The sequence below is a fragment of the Nocardioides islandensis genome, from assembly GCF_015352455.1.
Classification (GTDB): domain Bacteria; phylum Actinomycetota; class Actinomycetes; order Propionibacteriales; family Nocardioidaceae; genus Nocardioides; species Nocardioides islandensis.
This window is the reverse complement of sequence record NZ_JADKPN010000014.1, coordinates 84,795-97,588: the sequence shown is the minus strand read 5'-3', so window position 1 is coordinate 97,588 and position 12,794 is coordinate 84,795. Positions and strand designations below refer to the sequence as shown.

Annotated in this window: 16 protein-coding genes; 9 read left to right on the top strand and 7 right to left on the bottom strand. The window is 71.9% G+C overall.

Annotated features, from left to right (window positions below):
* Positions 1-4: 4 nt before the first annotated feature.
* The 6 genes from rpmJ to rplQ all read left to right on the top strand — a co-directional run bounded on the left by rpmJ (position 5) and on the right by rplQ (position 3,767).
* On the top strand, positions 5-118 hold the full coding sequence (gene rpmJ / locus ISU07_RS19400; protein ID WP_008361054.1) for a 50S ribosomal protein L36: 114 nt from the start codon (positions 5-7) through the stop codon (positions 116-118).
* A 257-nt stretch (positions 119-375) separates the two neighbouring features.
* Positions 376-750: a 30S ribosomal protein S13 gene (rpsM, locus tag ISU07_RS19395; protein WP_194708486.1), complete on the top strand. Its 375-nt coding sequence runs from the start codon at positions 376-378 to the stop codon at positions 748-750.
* Positions 751-807: 57 nt separating this feature from the next.
* Positions 808-1,212, top strand: coding sequence for a 30S ribosomal protein S11 (gene rpsK / locus ISU07_RS19390; protein ID WP_194708485.1), 405 nt, complete (start codon positions 808-810; stop codon positions 1,210-1,212).
* A 33-nt stretch (positions 1,213-1,245) separates the two neighbouring features.
* The gene (rpsD, locus tag ISU07_RS19385; RefSeq protein WP_194708484.1) at positions 1,246-1,854 is read left to right on the top strand and encodes a 30S ribosomal protein S4; all 609 of its coding nucleotides are present in this window, start codon (positions 1,246-1,248) and stop codon (positions 1,852-1,854) included.
* 77 nt (positions 1,855-1,931) lie between these two features.
* Entirely contained in the window at positions 1,932-2,948 is a 1,017-nt protein-coding gene (locus tag ISU07_RS19380; protein ID WP_194708483.1) for a DNA-directed RNA polymerase subunit alpha, read from the top strand.
* 78 nt (positions 2,949-3,026) lie between these two features.
* A complete protein-coding gene (gene rplQ, locus ISU07_RS19375; protein ID WP_194708482.1) occupies positions 3,027-3,767 on the top strand; it encodes a 50S ribosomal protein L17, sunset domain variant in 741 nt (246 codons plus the stop codon).
* A gap of 46 nt (positions 3,768-3,813) precedes the next feature.
* Here the strand turns inward: rplQ and ISU07_RS19370 are convergent, their stop codons facing one another.
* Together ISU07_RS19370 and ISU07_RS19365 are read right to left on the bottom strand one after the other, a co-directional pair.
* Complete coding sequence (locus ISU07_RS19370) at positions 3,814-4,179, bottom strand: GntR family transcriptional regulator (RefSeq protein ID WP_194708481.1); 366 nt, start codon at positions 4,177-4,179, stop codon at positions 3,814-3,816.
* Positions 4,176-4,748, bottom strand: coding sequence for a hypothetical protein (locus ISU07_RS19365; RefSeq protein WP_194708480.1), 573 nt, complete (start codon positions 4,746-4,748; stop codon positions 4,176-4,178). The genes ISU07_RS19370 and ISU07_RS19365 overlap by 4 nt, the downstream gene beginning before the upstream one ends.
* 62 nt (positions 4,749-4,810) lie before the next feature.
* Between ISU07_RS19365 and ISU07_RS19360 the strand changes: the two genes are divergently transcribed.
* Positions 4,811-5,728 (top strand): carbohydrate kinase family protein, encoded by a 918-nt coding sequence (locus tag ISU07_RS19360; protein ID WP_194708479.1) that lies wholly within the window; start codon positions 4,811-4,813, stop codon positions 5,726-5,728.
* Here ISU07_RS19360 and ISU07_RS19355 read toward each other — a convergent pair.
* Together ISU07_RS19355 and ISU07_RS24925 are read right to left on the bottom strand one after the other, a co-directional pair.
* The gene (locus ISU07_RS19355) at positions 5,722-7,608 is read right to left on the bottom strand and encodes a glycoside hydrolase family 3 protein (protein ID WP_323742714.1); all 1,887 of its coding nucleotides are present in this window, start codon (positions 7,606-7,608) and stop codon (positions 5,722-5,724) included. The genes ISU07_RS19360 and ISU07_RS19355 overlap by 7 nt on opposite strands.
* A 72-nt stretch (positions 7,609-7,680) precedes the next feature.
* Entirely contained in the window at positions 7,681-9,387 is a 1,707-nt protein-coding gene (locus tag ISU07_RS24925; RefSeq protein WP_194708477.1) for an NAD(P)/FAD-dependent oxidoreductase, read from the bottom strand.
* A gap of 39 nt (positions 9,388-9,426) precedes the next feature.
* Here ISU07_RS24925 and truA point away from each other — a divergent pair, with 39 nt between their 5' ends.
* Together truA and ISU07_RS19340 are read left to right on the top strand one after the other, a co-directional pair.
* Positions 9,427-10,230: a tRNA pseudouridine(38-40) synthase TruA gene (gene truA, locus ISU07_RS19345; protein WP_194708476.1), complete on the top strand. Its 804-nt coding sequence runs from the start codon at positions 9,427-9,429 to the stop codon at positions 10,228-10,230.
* Positions 10,227-10,925, top strand: a complete 699-nt coding sequence (locus ISU07_RS19340; protein ID WP_194708475.1) for a L,D-transpeptidase family protein — start codon at positions 10,227-10,229, stop codon at positions 10,923-10,925. The genes truA and ISU07_RS19340 overlap by 4 nt, the downstream gene beginning before the upstream one ends.
* On the opposite strand, the gene ISU07_RS19335 is transcribed toward ISU07_RS19340, so the two are convergent.
* From ISU07_RS19335 to ISU07_RS19325, 3 genes are read right to left on the bottom strand one after another with little or no spacing between them, the layout of a single operon-like run.
* A complete protein-coding gene (locus ISU07_RS19335) occupies positions 10,922-11,365 on the bottom strand; it encodes a TspO/MBR family protein (RefSeq protein ID WP_323742713.1) in 444 nt (147 codons plus the stop codon). The two genes, ISU07_RS19340 and ISU07_RS19335, sit on opposite strands and share 4 nt — an antisense overlap.
* Positions 11,362-12,327 (bottom strand): SDR family NAD(P)-dependent oxidoreductase, encoded by a 966-nt coding sequence (locus ISU07_RS19330; protein WP_194708474.1) that lies wholly within the window; start codon positions 12,325-12,327, stop codon positions 11,362-11,364. Before ISU07_RS19330 ends, ISU07_RS19335 begins: the two co-directional genes overlap by 4 nt.
* Entirely contained in the window at positions 12,324-12,770 is a 447-nt protein-coding gene (locus ISU07_RS19325) for an SRPBCC family protein (protein ID WP_194708473.1), read from the bottom strand. The genes ISU07_RS19330 and ISU07_RS19325 overlap by 4 nt, the downstream gene beginning before the upstream one ends.
* Positions 12,771-12,794 lie beyond the last annotated feature (24 nt).

Genomic DNA, 12,794 nt, shown 5'->3' with positions numbered 1-12,794 from the left:
CCTCGTGAAGGTCAACCCCAGCGTCAAGAAGATCTGTGACAAGTGCAAGGTGATCCGTCGCCACGGCCGCGTCATGGTGATCTGTGAGAACCCCCGCCACAAGCAGCGGCAAGGCTGAAGCCACGCGCGACGAACTAGCGCGGGACGGAAGACGGGCCCGACCACAACTGAAGAACCACACAACGTGATCGCTTAGCCGGGTATCCCGGCGAAACACCTCCGGAGCAGTGGCCGGAGCTGAGCGGAGGCGGTCGCCTTGCGAGCAAGCTCGCAGCGGCGCTCCCTCCGGTCGTCAGTCTCGACTTCGTCGAGTCTGACGATCCTCACTCAGGCGCGACACGACGAACACCACCGCGCAAACCGAAAGGCCACCACATGGCACGCCTCGTCGGTGTCGACCTCCCGCGCGACAAGCGCATCGAGGTCGCACTCACCTACATCTACGGCATCGGCCGTACCCGCGCCCAGCAGGTGCTGAAGGCCACCGGGGTCAGCCCGGACCTCCGCGTCCACCAGCTCGGCGACGAGGAGCTGGTCAAGCTCCGCGACGAGATCGAGTCGAACTTCAAGATCGAGGGTGACCTCCGTCGTGAGGTCCAGGCCGACATCCGTCGCAAGATCGAGATCGGCAGCTACCAGGGTCGCCGCCACCGTCAGGGCCTCCCGGTCCGCGGTCAGCGCACCAAGACCAACGCGCGCACCCGCAAGGGTCCCAAGCGCACCGTCGCCGGCAAGAAGAAGGCCAAGTAAGCCGTCTGCGCCGCAGCCGACACCGATCCCGTCTTTTCCTAGGAGTAAAGGAACCGAATGCCTCCCAAGAGCCGTCAGGCCGGCGCCAAGAAGGTGCGCCGCAAGGAGAAGAAGAACGTCGCCGTGGGCGAGGCCCACATCAAGAGCACGTTCAACAACACCATCGTCACCATCACCGACCCGTCGGGTGCGGTGATCTCGTGGGCCTCTGCCGGCACCGTCGGCTTCAAGGGCTCGCGCAAGTCCACGCCGTTCGCCGCACAGATGGCCGCCGAGGCCGCCGGGCGCCGGGCGATGGACCACGGCATGAAGAAGATCGACGTCTTCGTCAAGGGCCCGGGCTCGGGCCGCGAGACCGCGATCAGGTCCCTGGGTGCGATCGGCCTCGAGGTCGGCACCATCCAGGACGTGACCCCGACCCCGCACAACGGCTGCCGCCCGCCCAAGCGCCGGCGCGTCTGACCCGTCGCGAAGACTTCGAAGGAGACCTGACCCATGGCCCGCTACACCGGCCCCATGACCAAGAAGTCCCGCCGCCTCGGCGTGGACCTCGTCGGCGGCGACTCGGCCTACGAGCGTCGTCCGTACCCGCCCGGCCAGCACGGCCGCGGCCGCATCAAGGAGAGCGAGTACCTCCTCCAGCTTCGTGAGAAGCAGAAGGCCCGCTTCACCTACGGCATCCTCGAGAAGCAGTTCCACAACTACTACACCGAGGCCTCCCGCCGCTCCGGCAAGACCGGCGACAACCTGCTCCAGCTGCTCGAGTGCCGCCTGGACAACGTCGTCTACCGCGCCGGGTTCGCCCGCACCCGCCGTCACGCCCGCCAGCTGGTCGTGCACGGCCACTTCAAGGTGAACGGCCAGAAGGTGAACATCCCGTCGTTCCAGGTGACCGCCCACGACGTCATCGACGTCAAGGAGAAGTCGCTCGAGACGACCCCGTTCATCGTGGCGCGCGAGACCCACGGCGAGCGCGTCGTGCCCGCGTGGCTCGAGGCGATCCCCTCGCGGATGCGCATCCTCGTGCACCAGCTGCCCGTCCGGGCCCAGATCGACATCCCGGTCCAGGAGCAGCTCATCGTCGAGTACTACTCGAAGAAGTAGTCCCGGTCCTCCACTTCGCCGCCCTGCAAATGTTCGGGTCCTTCAAATAGCGGTCGGACCCGGAAAGGAAAGAACAAGTGCTCATCGCACAGCGCCCCACCCTGTCGGAAGAGTCGGTCGACGAGTTCCGTTCGCGCTTCGTCATCGAGCCGCTCGAGCCCGGCTTCGGCTACACGCTCGGCAACTCGCTGCGTCGCACGCTCCTGTCCTCGATCCCCGGTGCCTCGGTCACGAGCATCAAGGTCGACACCGTGCTCCACGAGTTCTCGACCATCGAGGGCGTCAAGGAGGACGTCACCGAGGTCATCCTCAACCTGAAGGGCCTGGTCGTCTCCTCCGAGCACGACGAGCCCGTCACGATGTACCTGCGCAAGTCCGGCCCCGGTGACGTCACCGCGGCCGACATCGCGCCGCCGGCCGGGGTCGAGGTCCACAACCCCGACCTGAAGATCGCCACCCTGTCCGACAAGGGCAAGCTGGAGATGGAGCTGGTCGTCGAGCGCGGCCGCGGCTACGTCTCCGCCGTCCAGAACAAGGGCGCCGACAACGAGATCGGCCGGATGCCGGTCGACTCGATCTACAGCCCCGTGCTGAAGGTGACCTACAAGGTCGAGGCCACCCGTGTCGAGCAGCGCACCGACTTCGACAAGCTCGTCATCGACGTCGAGACCAAGCCGTCGATCCGTCCCCGCGACGCGATCGCCTCGGCCGGCAAGACGCTCGTCGAGCTGTTCGGTCTCGCCCGCGAGCTCAACGTCGAGGCCGAGGGCATCGACATCGGCCCGTCGCCGGTCGACGAGCAGCTGGCTGCCGACCTGGCCCTCCCCGTCGAGGACCTGCAGCTGACCGTCCGCTCGTACAACTGCCTCAAGCGCGAGGGCATCCACACCGTGGGTGAGCTCATCTCGCGCTCGGAGCAGGACCTGCTCGACATCCGCAACTTCGGTGCCAAGTCGATCGACGAGGTCAAGGCCAAGCTGGTCGAGATGGGCCTGTCCCTCAAGGACAGCGCGCCCGGCTTCGACCCGCACGCTGCCCTGGCGGCGTACGGCGACGACGACGACGACGCGTTCGTCGAGGACGAGCAGTACTGACCAACCCAACCGGCCCGCGCTCCGCGGGTCGTCTACCCGGGTACCTGACACGGCCCGAGAGAAACGAGTGACACGACGATGCCTACTCCCAAGAAGGGTCCCCGCCTCGGCGGGAGCGCCTCGCACCAGCGGCACATCCTCGCCAACCTGGCCACGGCCCTGTTCGAGCACGGCCGGATCACCACCACCGAGACCCGGGCGCGCACGCTGCGTCCGGTCGCGGAGAAGCTGATCACCAAGGCCAAGCGCGGCGACCTGCACAACCGACGTGAGGTCCTCAAGACCATCACGAACAAGTCGGTCGTGCACGTGCTGTTCACCGAGATCGCGCCCAAGATGGCCGAGCGCCCCGGTGGGTACACCCGCATCACCAAGATCGGTCCCCGCAAGGGCGACAACGCGCCGATGGCCGTGATCGAGCTGGTGCAGGAGGCCTACAAGCCGGCTGCGAAGAAGACCACCACCGCCAAGAAGGCCGCTCCCGCGGAGAAGAAGACCGAGGCCCCGCAGGCCGAGGAGCTCTCCGGTGAGGCGGTCACCGAGGACGAGTCGACCGACACGAGCGCCGGCGAGGACACGGTGGCCGAGGCCGCCGAGGAGGCCCTCACCGCGAAGTTCGCCGACCTCGAGCTCGGCGACGACGTCGCCCTGGCGCTGGAGGACGGTGCGGCTCCGTCGGAGGAGTTCACCATCAAGGGCAACAAGGACTCCGGCAAGTACCACACGCCGGACTCCCAGTGGTACGACCAGACGATCGCCGAGGTCTGGTTCCGGACCGAGGAGGCCGCCGAGAACGCCGGCTTCGTGAAGGCCGGCTGACTCTCCGCAGCTCTCGACTCGCTGCTTGGTCTGGGCCCGTCACCCCTCAGGGGTGGCGGGCCCAGCTGTTCTCCACCAGGCGCTGGGCCTCCGCGAGGCCGAGGCCCGCGCGCCGTACCTCCTCGACGAACGTCGCCGCGGCGGCCCGCACGTCGCTGCCGGCCGCGGCCGCACCGGACTTCACGAACGTGCCACGCCGCCCCTCGGTGACCACGACGCCGTCGGCCTCGAGCTCGCGGTAGACCCGGGCCACGGTGTTCACGGCGAGGCCGAGGTCGGCCGCGAGGGCGCGGACGGTCGGGAGCCTGGTGCCGGCGGGCAGCGCGCCCGACGCGACCTGCCCCGCGACCTGCTGGCGCAGCTGCTCGAACGGAGGGACGGGTCCGTCGTGCTCCACGGGGCCGAGGCTCACGCCCGGTCCTCCCACCACTCGAGCGCCCAGCAGGCGAGTCCGGCGAGGACGGCCGGCACGACGTGCAGGACGAGCGCGCGGAAGCTGGCCCAGACCGCGACGTCGTCCGCGAACGGGTTGGGGTCGATCCAGCGGACGAGCAGGGCGACGAGCGGGGCGATCGCGACGCCGGCGACCCACCACCGGCCGTAGCGGCGGGCGACTCCCCACGCGAGCACCGCGGCCAGCGGCACGAGTGCCGTCACCATCCAGGACGGAGTGATCGCGTGGATGACGACGGCGACGACCACGACCACGGCGCACGCGGCGACGCCGCGCAGCACGGTACGTCCGACGCCGAGCACGACGAGCGCGAGCGGCACGAGGGGCAGGACGTGCACCACGAAGTCGGCGGTGCCCTGGCCCGCCAGCGGCTCGACGAGGTCGGAGACGAGGCCGGGCAGTGTGGAGACGGAGTACGCCATCGCCAGGTGCACGACGGCGAGCCCGGCGATGAGGGCCGCGGAGACGCCGGCCCCGCTCTGGAGCTCGGTGTCGGTGGGCTCGACCGAGCTCCGCTCCCCGTTCATGCGCCCATGCTGCCACCGGACGACTTCTGGCGGAGCCGTCGCGCTTGGGCTAGACACGGGGCATGAGCGACGGCGTGCTGGTGGTGGGTGAGTCCCTCGTCGACATCGTGCGTCGCGACGACGGCAGCACCGAGACGTTCCCGGGCGGCAGCGCGGCCAACGTGGCGGTGGCGCTGGCGCGGCTCGGGCGGGGTACGGGCGGGTTCGTCACCAGCTTCGCCGACGACGACCACGGCCGGCTGATCGCCGACCACCTCGCCGCCTCGGGCGTCCGCCTGGTCACCGACCCCCACGTCGTGCCCCGCACGTCGTCGGCCCTGGCCACCCTGCAGCCCGACGGCTCGGCGAGGTACACCTTCGACATCGACTGGCGCATCGGCCCGGTCGAGGTCGACGTCCCGCCGCTCGCCGTGCACGCCTGCTCGCTCGGCGCGGTCCTGACGCCGGGCTGCGAGGACGTGCGGGCGCTGTTGGCGCGGCTGCGGCCGACCAGCACGACGTCGTACGACATCAACATGCGTCCGAGCGTGACCGGGGTGGGCCCGGCCATCGCGGCGACCGTCGAGGCGACCGTGGCTCTCAGCGACCTGGTCAAGGCGTCCGACGAGGACCTGGAGGCGCTGTACCCGGGCGACTCAGAGGCCGCCGCCGCCCAGCGGCTCCTGGGCCAGGGCCCCGCCGCCGTCGTGGTGACGCGTGGTGCGGACGGCGCGGTCTGGTACGCCGACGGCCTGGCCGTCGCCGCGCCCGGCGTGGCGGTCGGGGTCGCCGACACGATCGGCGCCGGCGACACGTTCGGCGCCGCGATGCTCGACGAGCTCGCCACCCGCGGCTTCCTGGGCGGCGGTGTCGACGCGCTGCGCTCGATGACCCGCGACGACGTCGCGGGCGTGCTCGACTTCGCCGTGCGGGCCGCGGCCGTCACGGTCTCGCGGCCCGGTGCCGACCCGCCCTACCGCGCGGAGCTCTCCTCTCAGTAGCCGAGGCCGAAGCCGAAGGGGAACAGCTCGCCGGGGCCGTCCGCGCGCGGGACGGAGACCGGCAGCCGGCCGGTCGGGTCCACCTCGCCGAAGAGCACCCGCGCCAGCGACTCGACCTGGTCAGCGGTGTAGCCGTAGGTGTCGAGCACCGTGGGTGCCTCCTCGAACGAGGCGACGTCGTAGGGGTTGCGCATCGCGGCGACCACGACCGGCTTCGAGGTGGCCAGGAGGGCCCGCACCAGCCGGGTCTGCGCCGCGGCGGCCGCGGTCGGCTGCCCGGTCGAGGCGTTGACCGCGTAGGCGTTGTTGGTCGACACCACGACGAGGTCGCTGTCCTCGGCCGCGGCCACGGCGGCGTCGATCTGCGCGGTCGACGGCGTGGTGCCCGACTCCAGGACCTGCGTCGTCGCGCCCCGCGCGGCCATCGCGTTCGCGATCCCCTGCGTGGTGCCGACACCCCAGCCTGCGACGAGCACCTGGCGGGGACCGGCGGCCAGCGGCAGCACGCCGGCGTCGTTCTTGACCAGCGTGGTGGTGCGGTCGGTGATCGTCTGCGCCTGCGCCAGGTGGTCGGGCGCGCCCATGATCGTCGGCGCCGCCGCCGGGTCGACTATCGGGTCGGCGAAGATGCCACGCCGGTACTTGTGCAGCAGCACGCGGTAGACCGAGGCGTCGAGCCGCTTCTCGCTGATGGTGCCGTTCCTGACCGCGTCGAGCACCGCGCCGTACGCCGTGTCCATCTGCGGCGGGACCAGCAGCTGGTCCGCGCCGGCGAGGATCGCCTGGACCGGGGCGACGTTCGGCGGGTACGTCGCGGTCGCGCCCGCCATGTCGAGCGCGTCGGTCACGATCAGGCCTGTGAAGCCGAGCTCGTTGCGCAGCACACCGGTGAGGATCGTGTGGCTCATCGTTGCCGGCGCACCGGACGGGTCGACCGCCGGGAACACGACGTGGGCGGTCATGATGGTGTCCACTCCCGCGGCGATGTCGGCCTCGAAGGGCGGCAGGTCGATCGCGTGGAACTGCGCCAGGCTGTGGGTGACCTGCGGCAGCCCGAAGTGGCTGTCCACGCCGGTGTCGCCGTGCCCCGGGAAGTGCTTGGCAACAGCGGAGACCCCGCCCGCGTGGAATCCCTGGACCTGCGCGGACGCCAGGTCGGACACCAGGTCCGGGTCACCGCCGATGGAGCGGATCCCGATGACCGGGTTGTTGGGGTTGATGTTGACGTCGGAGACCGGTGCGTAGTCCTGCGTCACGCCGACCGCCGCGAGCTCCTCGCCGATCACCTTCGCCGAGTCGTGCGCGTCCTGGGTCGACCGGCCCGCGCCCAGCGCCATGTTGCCGGGCATCTGCGTCGCCGGGGCGAGGAAGCGGGCGACCAGCGCGCCGCCCTCCTGGTCGACGGAGACCTGCAGCGGGATGTGGGCCGGCTGGGCGAGCGACGCGGCCTGGAGCCCGTTGGACAAGGTGGCCACCTGGGCGGGGTCGCCGATGTTGTCGTCGGTCGCGCAGCCGGTGCAGGCGACCCGGGTCGTGTAGTAGATGACCCCGCCGGGCTGGTACTTCGCGATGGCCTGGGCCGGCGTGTCCACGCCGTACAGCCGCTGGTTGACGGCCTTCGCCGCGTCGCTCACGGCGGTCGCGTGCCGACCCGCCACCTCGATGACGAACAGCTGGCCGACCTTCTGCTGCAGCGTCATGTGCCGCATCAGCGAGAGCACCCGGCCTCGGTACGGCGCGTCGCCGGCGCTGCCCGGGTCGCCGGCCGTGGCCGCCGGCGGACCGAAGGCCGCGGCCATCACCAGCGAGAGGCCGATGACGACCGGCCGGACCGGTTTCCGGTTGCGACGGGTCGTGGATGCTGCTGACCGAGAGAACACAGGCGCCTCCGAGCTCATCTGCCCCCCGAGATGAAGGACCACACGACACTAAGCCGGGCGGCACCGCGCCCGCTAGGCCGAGCCCAGCCAGGCGTGGACGAGCGGCACGACCGACGAACCCTCGCCCGAGGCGGCGGCCACGCGCTTCATGGAGCCGGCCCGCACGTCGCCCACGGCGAACACGCCGGGGAGCGAGGTGGCCAGGGACTCGGGCGGGAGGCCGTCGGCCCACTGGGCCTTGGGGACGTCGCGACCGGTGAGCACGAAGCCGCGGGGGTCGCGGGCCACGCCGCTGGGGATCCAGTCGCACTTCGGCTCGGCGCCCAGCAGCAGGAAGAGGCCCTCGGCGTTGCGGCGGACCACCTCGTCGGTGTCGCAGTCCTTGACGTCCACCCACTCGAGCCGCCCGTCCCCGCCGGCGGCGCTGACCTCGCAGCGGCTGGCCACGGTGACGCGGGGGTTCCACTCGATCTCGTTGACGAGGTACTGCGACATCGTCTCGCCGAGCCCGTGGCGGCGGACCATGATCGTCACCGACTTCGCGAACCGCGCCAGGTGGATCGCGGCCTGGCCGGCGGAGTTGCCGCCGCCGACCACCACCACGTCGTACCCCTCCATCTCGCGGGCCGCGGTCATCGCGCTGCCGTAGTAGACGCCGCGACCGGTCAGGTCCTCGATCCCGGGCGCCCGCAGCTTGCGGTAGGCGACGCCGCTCGCGATCACGACGGCGCGAGCCCGGACGTCGCCCCCGTCGGTGCGGACGACGTGGTGCCGTGAGGTCCCTTCGCCCTCGGCGCTGATCCCGCCGACCTCCCAGCCGGTGAAGAACCGCGTCCCGAACCGGATCGCCTGGTTGCGCGCGCGCTGCGCGAGCCGCATCCCGGAGATGCCGCGCGGGAAGCCCAGGTAGTTGCGGATCATCGACGACGTGCCCGCCTGACCGCCGACCGCCTCGGCCTCGACGACCACGGTCGAGAGGCCCTCGGACGCGCCGTACACCGCCGCCGCGAGGCCCGCGGGGCCGGCGCCCACGATGCAGAGGTCCATGACGGTGTCGAGGTCGATGCCGTCGGGTCGCCCGTAGATCGCGCCGGCGACCTCGCGGACGCTCTCGGGCGCCCAGACGTCGTGGTACGGCGACTCCACCAGCGGCCAGCGGGTCTCGCCCTCGTGGCGGCCGACGATGCCCGCGCCGATCTCCGTGTCCGGTGAGTAGAGGCGGTGCGGCATCCCCATGCGGTCGAGGAAGTCGCGGATGCCGAGGGTCAGCGCGTCCTGCTCGGGCGCCACCAGCCGCACCGTCTCGATCTCGGGCTGGGCCACGGTCGAGCCCCAGTCGGAGAGCAGCTCGCAGATGGCGGTGTGGAACTCCTCGTCCCGGACGCCGCGCGGCATCAGCAGGTACGCGTCGTACTTGCCCTTGGCCAGGCCGGCACGCAGCCGGTTGGCGTCCTCCAGGAACCGCTCCCACGGCGCGACCACGAGACGCTTGGCCGTGGGCACGACCTGACGCCAGGTGTGGAACGCCGCAAGCACGTTGTGCTGCTCGTCTTGCACGACGTCGGAGGGGAAGAGCGAGGAGTCGGCGACGAGCATCGCGACCTGGCCGCCGGTCGCCTCGATCTCGGACGTGATGTCGGTGGCGGCGCTCATGGATGTGGCGGGACGGATGTCGTAGTCGCGGGCGTAGCGGCCGAACTCGTCGACGAGGAAGGCCGCGTTGTCGTGGCTGACGATGACGATGGCGGGGGGCTTGCGCTGTCCTGACTGCTGGGGCACCCGGAAAATCTAGCCCGACCCTGGTGCGAGACTGGCTCGGTGCGCCTGCGCCTGGACCTCGCCTACGACGGCGCCGGCTTCCACGGCTGGGCCCGGCAGCCCGGCCTCCGCACCGTCCAGGGAGATCTCGAGACGGCCCTCGCCACCGTCCTGCGTGTCGACGAGGTCGCCGTCACCTGCGCCGGGCGCACCGACACCGGCGTGCACGCTCGCGGGCAGGTCGCGCACGTCGACGTGGATCGGGCGGATCCGCAGCGGGTGCGCCGCCAGCTGGACGGGCTCCTGCCCGACGACGTCCGCGTACGTCGCGTGGTCGCCGTCCCGGACGGGTTCGACGCACGCTTCTCGGCGGTGTGGCGCCGCTACGCCTACCGGATCGCGGACCGGCCGGAGGCCCAGGACCCGCTGACACGCGGGTACGTGCTGGCCTGGAAGCACCGGTTGGACCTCGACGCGATCGACCGCGCCTCGAAGGACCTGCTCGGCCGCCACGACTTCGCGGCGTTCTGCAAGCGGCGCGAGGGGGCGACCACCATCCGCACGCTGCTCGACCTCGCGTGGGAGCGCGACGCCGACGACGTGCTCGTGGGCACCGTGCGCGCCGACGCCTTCTGCCACCACATGGTCCGCTCGCTGGTCGGCTGCCTGGTCGCGGTCGGTGAGGGCCGCCGCCCGCCGGAGTGGGCGGGCCAGGTGCTGGCCGCCGCGACCCGCGACCCGGCCGTGACCGTCGTGCCCCCGCACGGGCTGACGCTGGAAGAGGTCGGGTACCCGCCCGACGACGAGCTCGCAGCGCAGGCCGAGGCGTCGCGGCGGTTCCGCACGCTGGAGGACCCCGCGTGACCCCTCGACCAGCGGTCCTCGTGGCGCCCTTGCTCGTGCTCGCGTCCCTCGCCGTCGCCGGCCCGGCGCAGGCCGACGCCACCCTCGACGGAGTCCGGGTGCGGACCACGGCCCGCACCACCCAGGCGGTGACCGTCCGGCACACCACCGGTTGGCATGCCCGCGTCACGTACTGGACCCGCGACCCGGGCGGCCGCTGGGAGGCGCGGCGCCGGGTGGTCGACGGCCGCACCGGGTACGGCGGTCTGGTGCGGGCGGCGTACCGGCGTCAGGGCGCCGGCACCACGCCGCTGGGGACGTTCCGGCTGCCGTGGTTCTTCGGCACGCATGCACGCGACGACGCGTGGCGGCTGCCCTACCGCAAGATCCGGCCGGGCGACTACTGGGTGCAGGACAACGCGTCGGCCCACTACAACCGCTACCGCAACAAGGCGGCGGGCGGCTTCCGCTGGTGGCTGCCGGCCAGTGACCCGGACGCGTCCGAGCGGCTGCTGGCGTTCCGGCGGCCGTACGAGTACGCGATCGTCACGTCGTTCAACCACGAGCAGGTCCGCCACCGCGGCTCCGGGATCTTCCTGCACGTCAACGGCCGCGGCCCGACCGCCGGGTGCGTGAGCGCACCTCGCTGGCTGCTGCGCTACCTCGTGCGCGTGCTCGACCCCGAGCGGAGACCGGTCGTCGCGGTCGGCCGCTAGGAGTTCCGGTGCGCGATCGAGGCGTTCAGCGCGGTCGCGAAGGCGTTCCACGCGGCGTACGGCGCGAGCGCGGGCACGCGACGCGTCAGCGCGAGCGTCGAGGCCTCGAGGACCGCGATCTCGGCGAGCGCGGCCTTGGGGCGTTCGGCGGTGAAGAACAGCCAGCACCAGCCGGCGTTCAGGGCCATGTTCACCCACAGCTGCCGCTCCAGGGACCGCCGCTCGGCCGTGTCGGCCTCGTCCATCGCCCGGGCCGTGCCGACCGCGATCGAGGCGTAGAGGGCGGTCCACACGGGGCCGAAGACCCACGGCGGCGGCTGCCAGGTGGGCTTGTCGAGCGAGCGGTACCACGCCGAGGTCGGCCGCGTACCGATGCCGCCGACCACGGCGGCCGCGACGACGGGCGGGACGGTCCGGCGCAGGTGCCGCGTCCAGCTCACGCGGAGATCCCTGTCTGCTCGGTGACCCAGGCCCAGAGCCGCTCGGTGGCACCGGCGTCGGTCCGGGTGCTCGGCAGGAAGCTGGTCGGCCGGGGCCGGCGGTCGTGCCACAGCCCGCCGCCGCGCGGCGGCGGCTCGACGGCCGCCAGCCAGACCGTCGTGTCCGCACCGCCGTCGGCGTCGCGCAGGATCGGCCCGGTCAGCCGGTTGAAGCGCGGCAGCGAATCGGCCACGCCCGGTGTGGCCGCCCAACCGGGATGGGTCGCCCACACGTGGGCGCCCTCGACGCCCCAGCGTCGCTGCAGCACCGGCAGCAGCTCGACCTGGGCGCGCTTGCTGCGCGCGTACGCGGTGGTGGGCGAGTAGGCGCCCGTCACGTACTCCGGGTCGTCGGCCCGCAGCGGCTGCCCGTACATCCCGCCCGACGTCACCAGCAGCACCCGGGGTCCGTCGCTCTCGCGCAGGGCCGGTCGCAGCAGCTCGGTCATCAGCACCGGCCCGAGCACGTGCACCGCCATCGCCAGCTCGTGACCCTGCGCGGACTCCGTCCGTTCCGGGGGCATCACGCCGGCGTTGTGCACGAGCACGTCGAGCGAGCTGCCACCGGCACGGAACGCCCCGGCGAAGCGGCGTACGTCGTCCAGGTCGCCGACGTCGCATCGGTGCACCTCGACGACCGCCGACGGCGTCTGCGCGGAGATGCGCGCGACGACGGCCTTCGCCTTGGCCTCGTCGCGGACGACCAGGTGGACACGAGCGCCCAGCTCGGCCACGCCGATGGCGGTCGCCAGCCCGAGCCCGGACGTCGCTCCCGTGATGGCGACGTCGCGTCCGGCCAGGGCGCCCGGCGGCGGGTCCGCCGGCCAGCCGGGCAGGCGCGAGCGGACGCTGAGCCCCACGCGCGAGAAGCCGAGCACCACGCTGCGGTCGAGGACGGTGTCGACGACACCGCTGAGGCTCATGCTCCCGCGGCCTTCGAGTCCAGCGTCCGCAGCAGCTGGGCCTCGGTGTCGTCGGCGAGCTTCGTGAGGAACGGTGTGAGCAGCGGGGAGATGACGCCTGCGACGCCGCTGAAGGTCATCTCGGCGCGGTACTCCACCTCGGCGCCGTTGCCTCGCGACGTGACCGTGACGGTGTCCTTGCTGACGACCGTCTTGTTGCCACCGGTGATCACGAACTGGCTGCCCGGCACCAGCTTCTCGACCTCGTAGTCGAGCGTCGTCTCGCGGCCGAGGAACTTCGAGACGTTGCGGTACCGGGTGCCGACGCCGCCGTCTCCGGCCAGCCGTTCGCAGCGGACGGTGCCGGCGTCCCACTCCTCGGCGTGCTCGAAGTCGAGCAGGTAGGCGAAGACCGAGTCGGCGTCCCAACGGGTCACGACCGTGCGGCGAAGCGTGTGGGCCATGCCCCCAAACCTAGGCATCCACCC

Bases quoted from the DNA above. Each gene is read 5' to 3' on its own strand.
- rpsM (WP_194708486.1), top strand. From the start codon at position 376: ATGGCACGCCTCGTCGGTGTCGACCTCCCGCGCGACAAGCGCATCGAG.
- rpsK (WP_194708485.1), top strand. From the start codon at position 808: ATGCCTCCCAAGAGCCGTCAGGCCGGCGCCAAGAAGGTGCGCCGCAAG.
- rpsD (WP_194708484.1), top strand. From the start codon at position 1,246: ATGGCCCGCTACACCGGCCCCATGACCAAGAAGTCCCGCCGCCTCGGC.
- rplQ (WP_194708482.1), top strand. From the start codon at position 3,027: ATGCCTACTCCCAAGAAGGGTCCCCGCCTCGGCGGGAGCGCCTCGCAC.
- ISU07_RS19365 (WP_194708480.1), bottom strand. From the start codon at position 4,748: ATGAACGGGGAGCGGAGCTCGGTCGAGCCCACCGACACCGAGCTCCAG.
- ISU07_RS19360 (WP_194708479.1), top strand. From the start codon at position 4,811: ATGAGCGACGGCGTGCTGGTGGTGGGTGAGTCCCTCGTCGACATCGTG.
- ISU07_RS19330 (WP_194708474.1), bottom strand. From the start codon at position 12,327: ATGAGCCTCAGCGGTGTCGTCGACACCGTCCTCGACCGCAGCGTGGTG.
- ISU07_RS19325 (WP_194708473.1), bottom strand. From the start codon at position 12,770: ATGGCCCACACGCTTCGCCGCACGGTCGTGACCCGTTGGGACGCCGAC.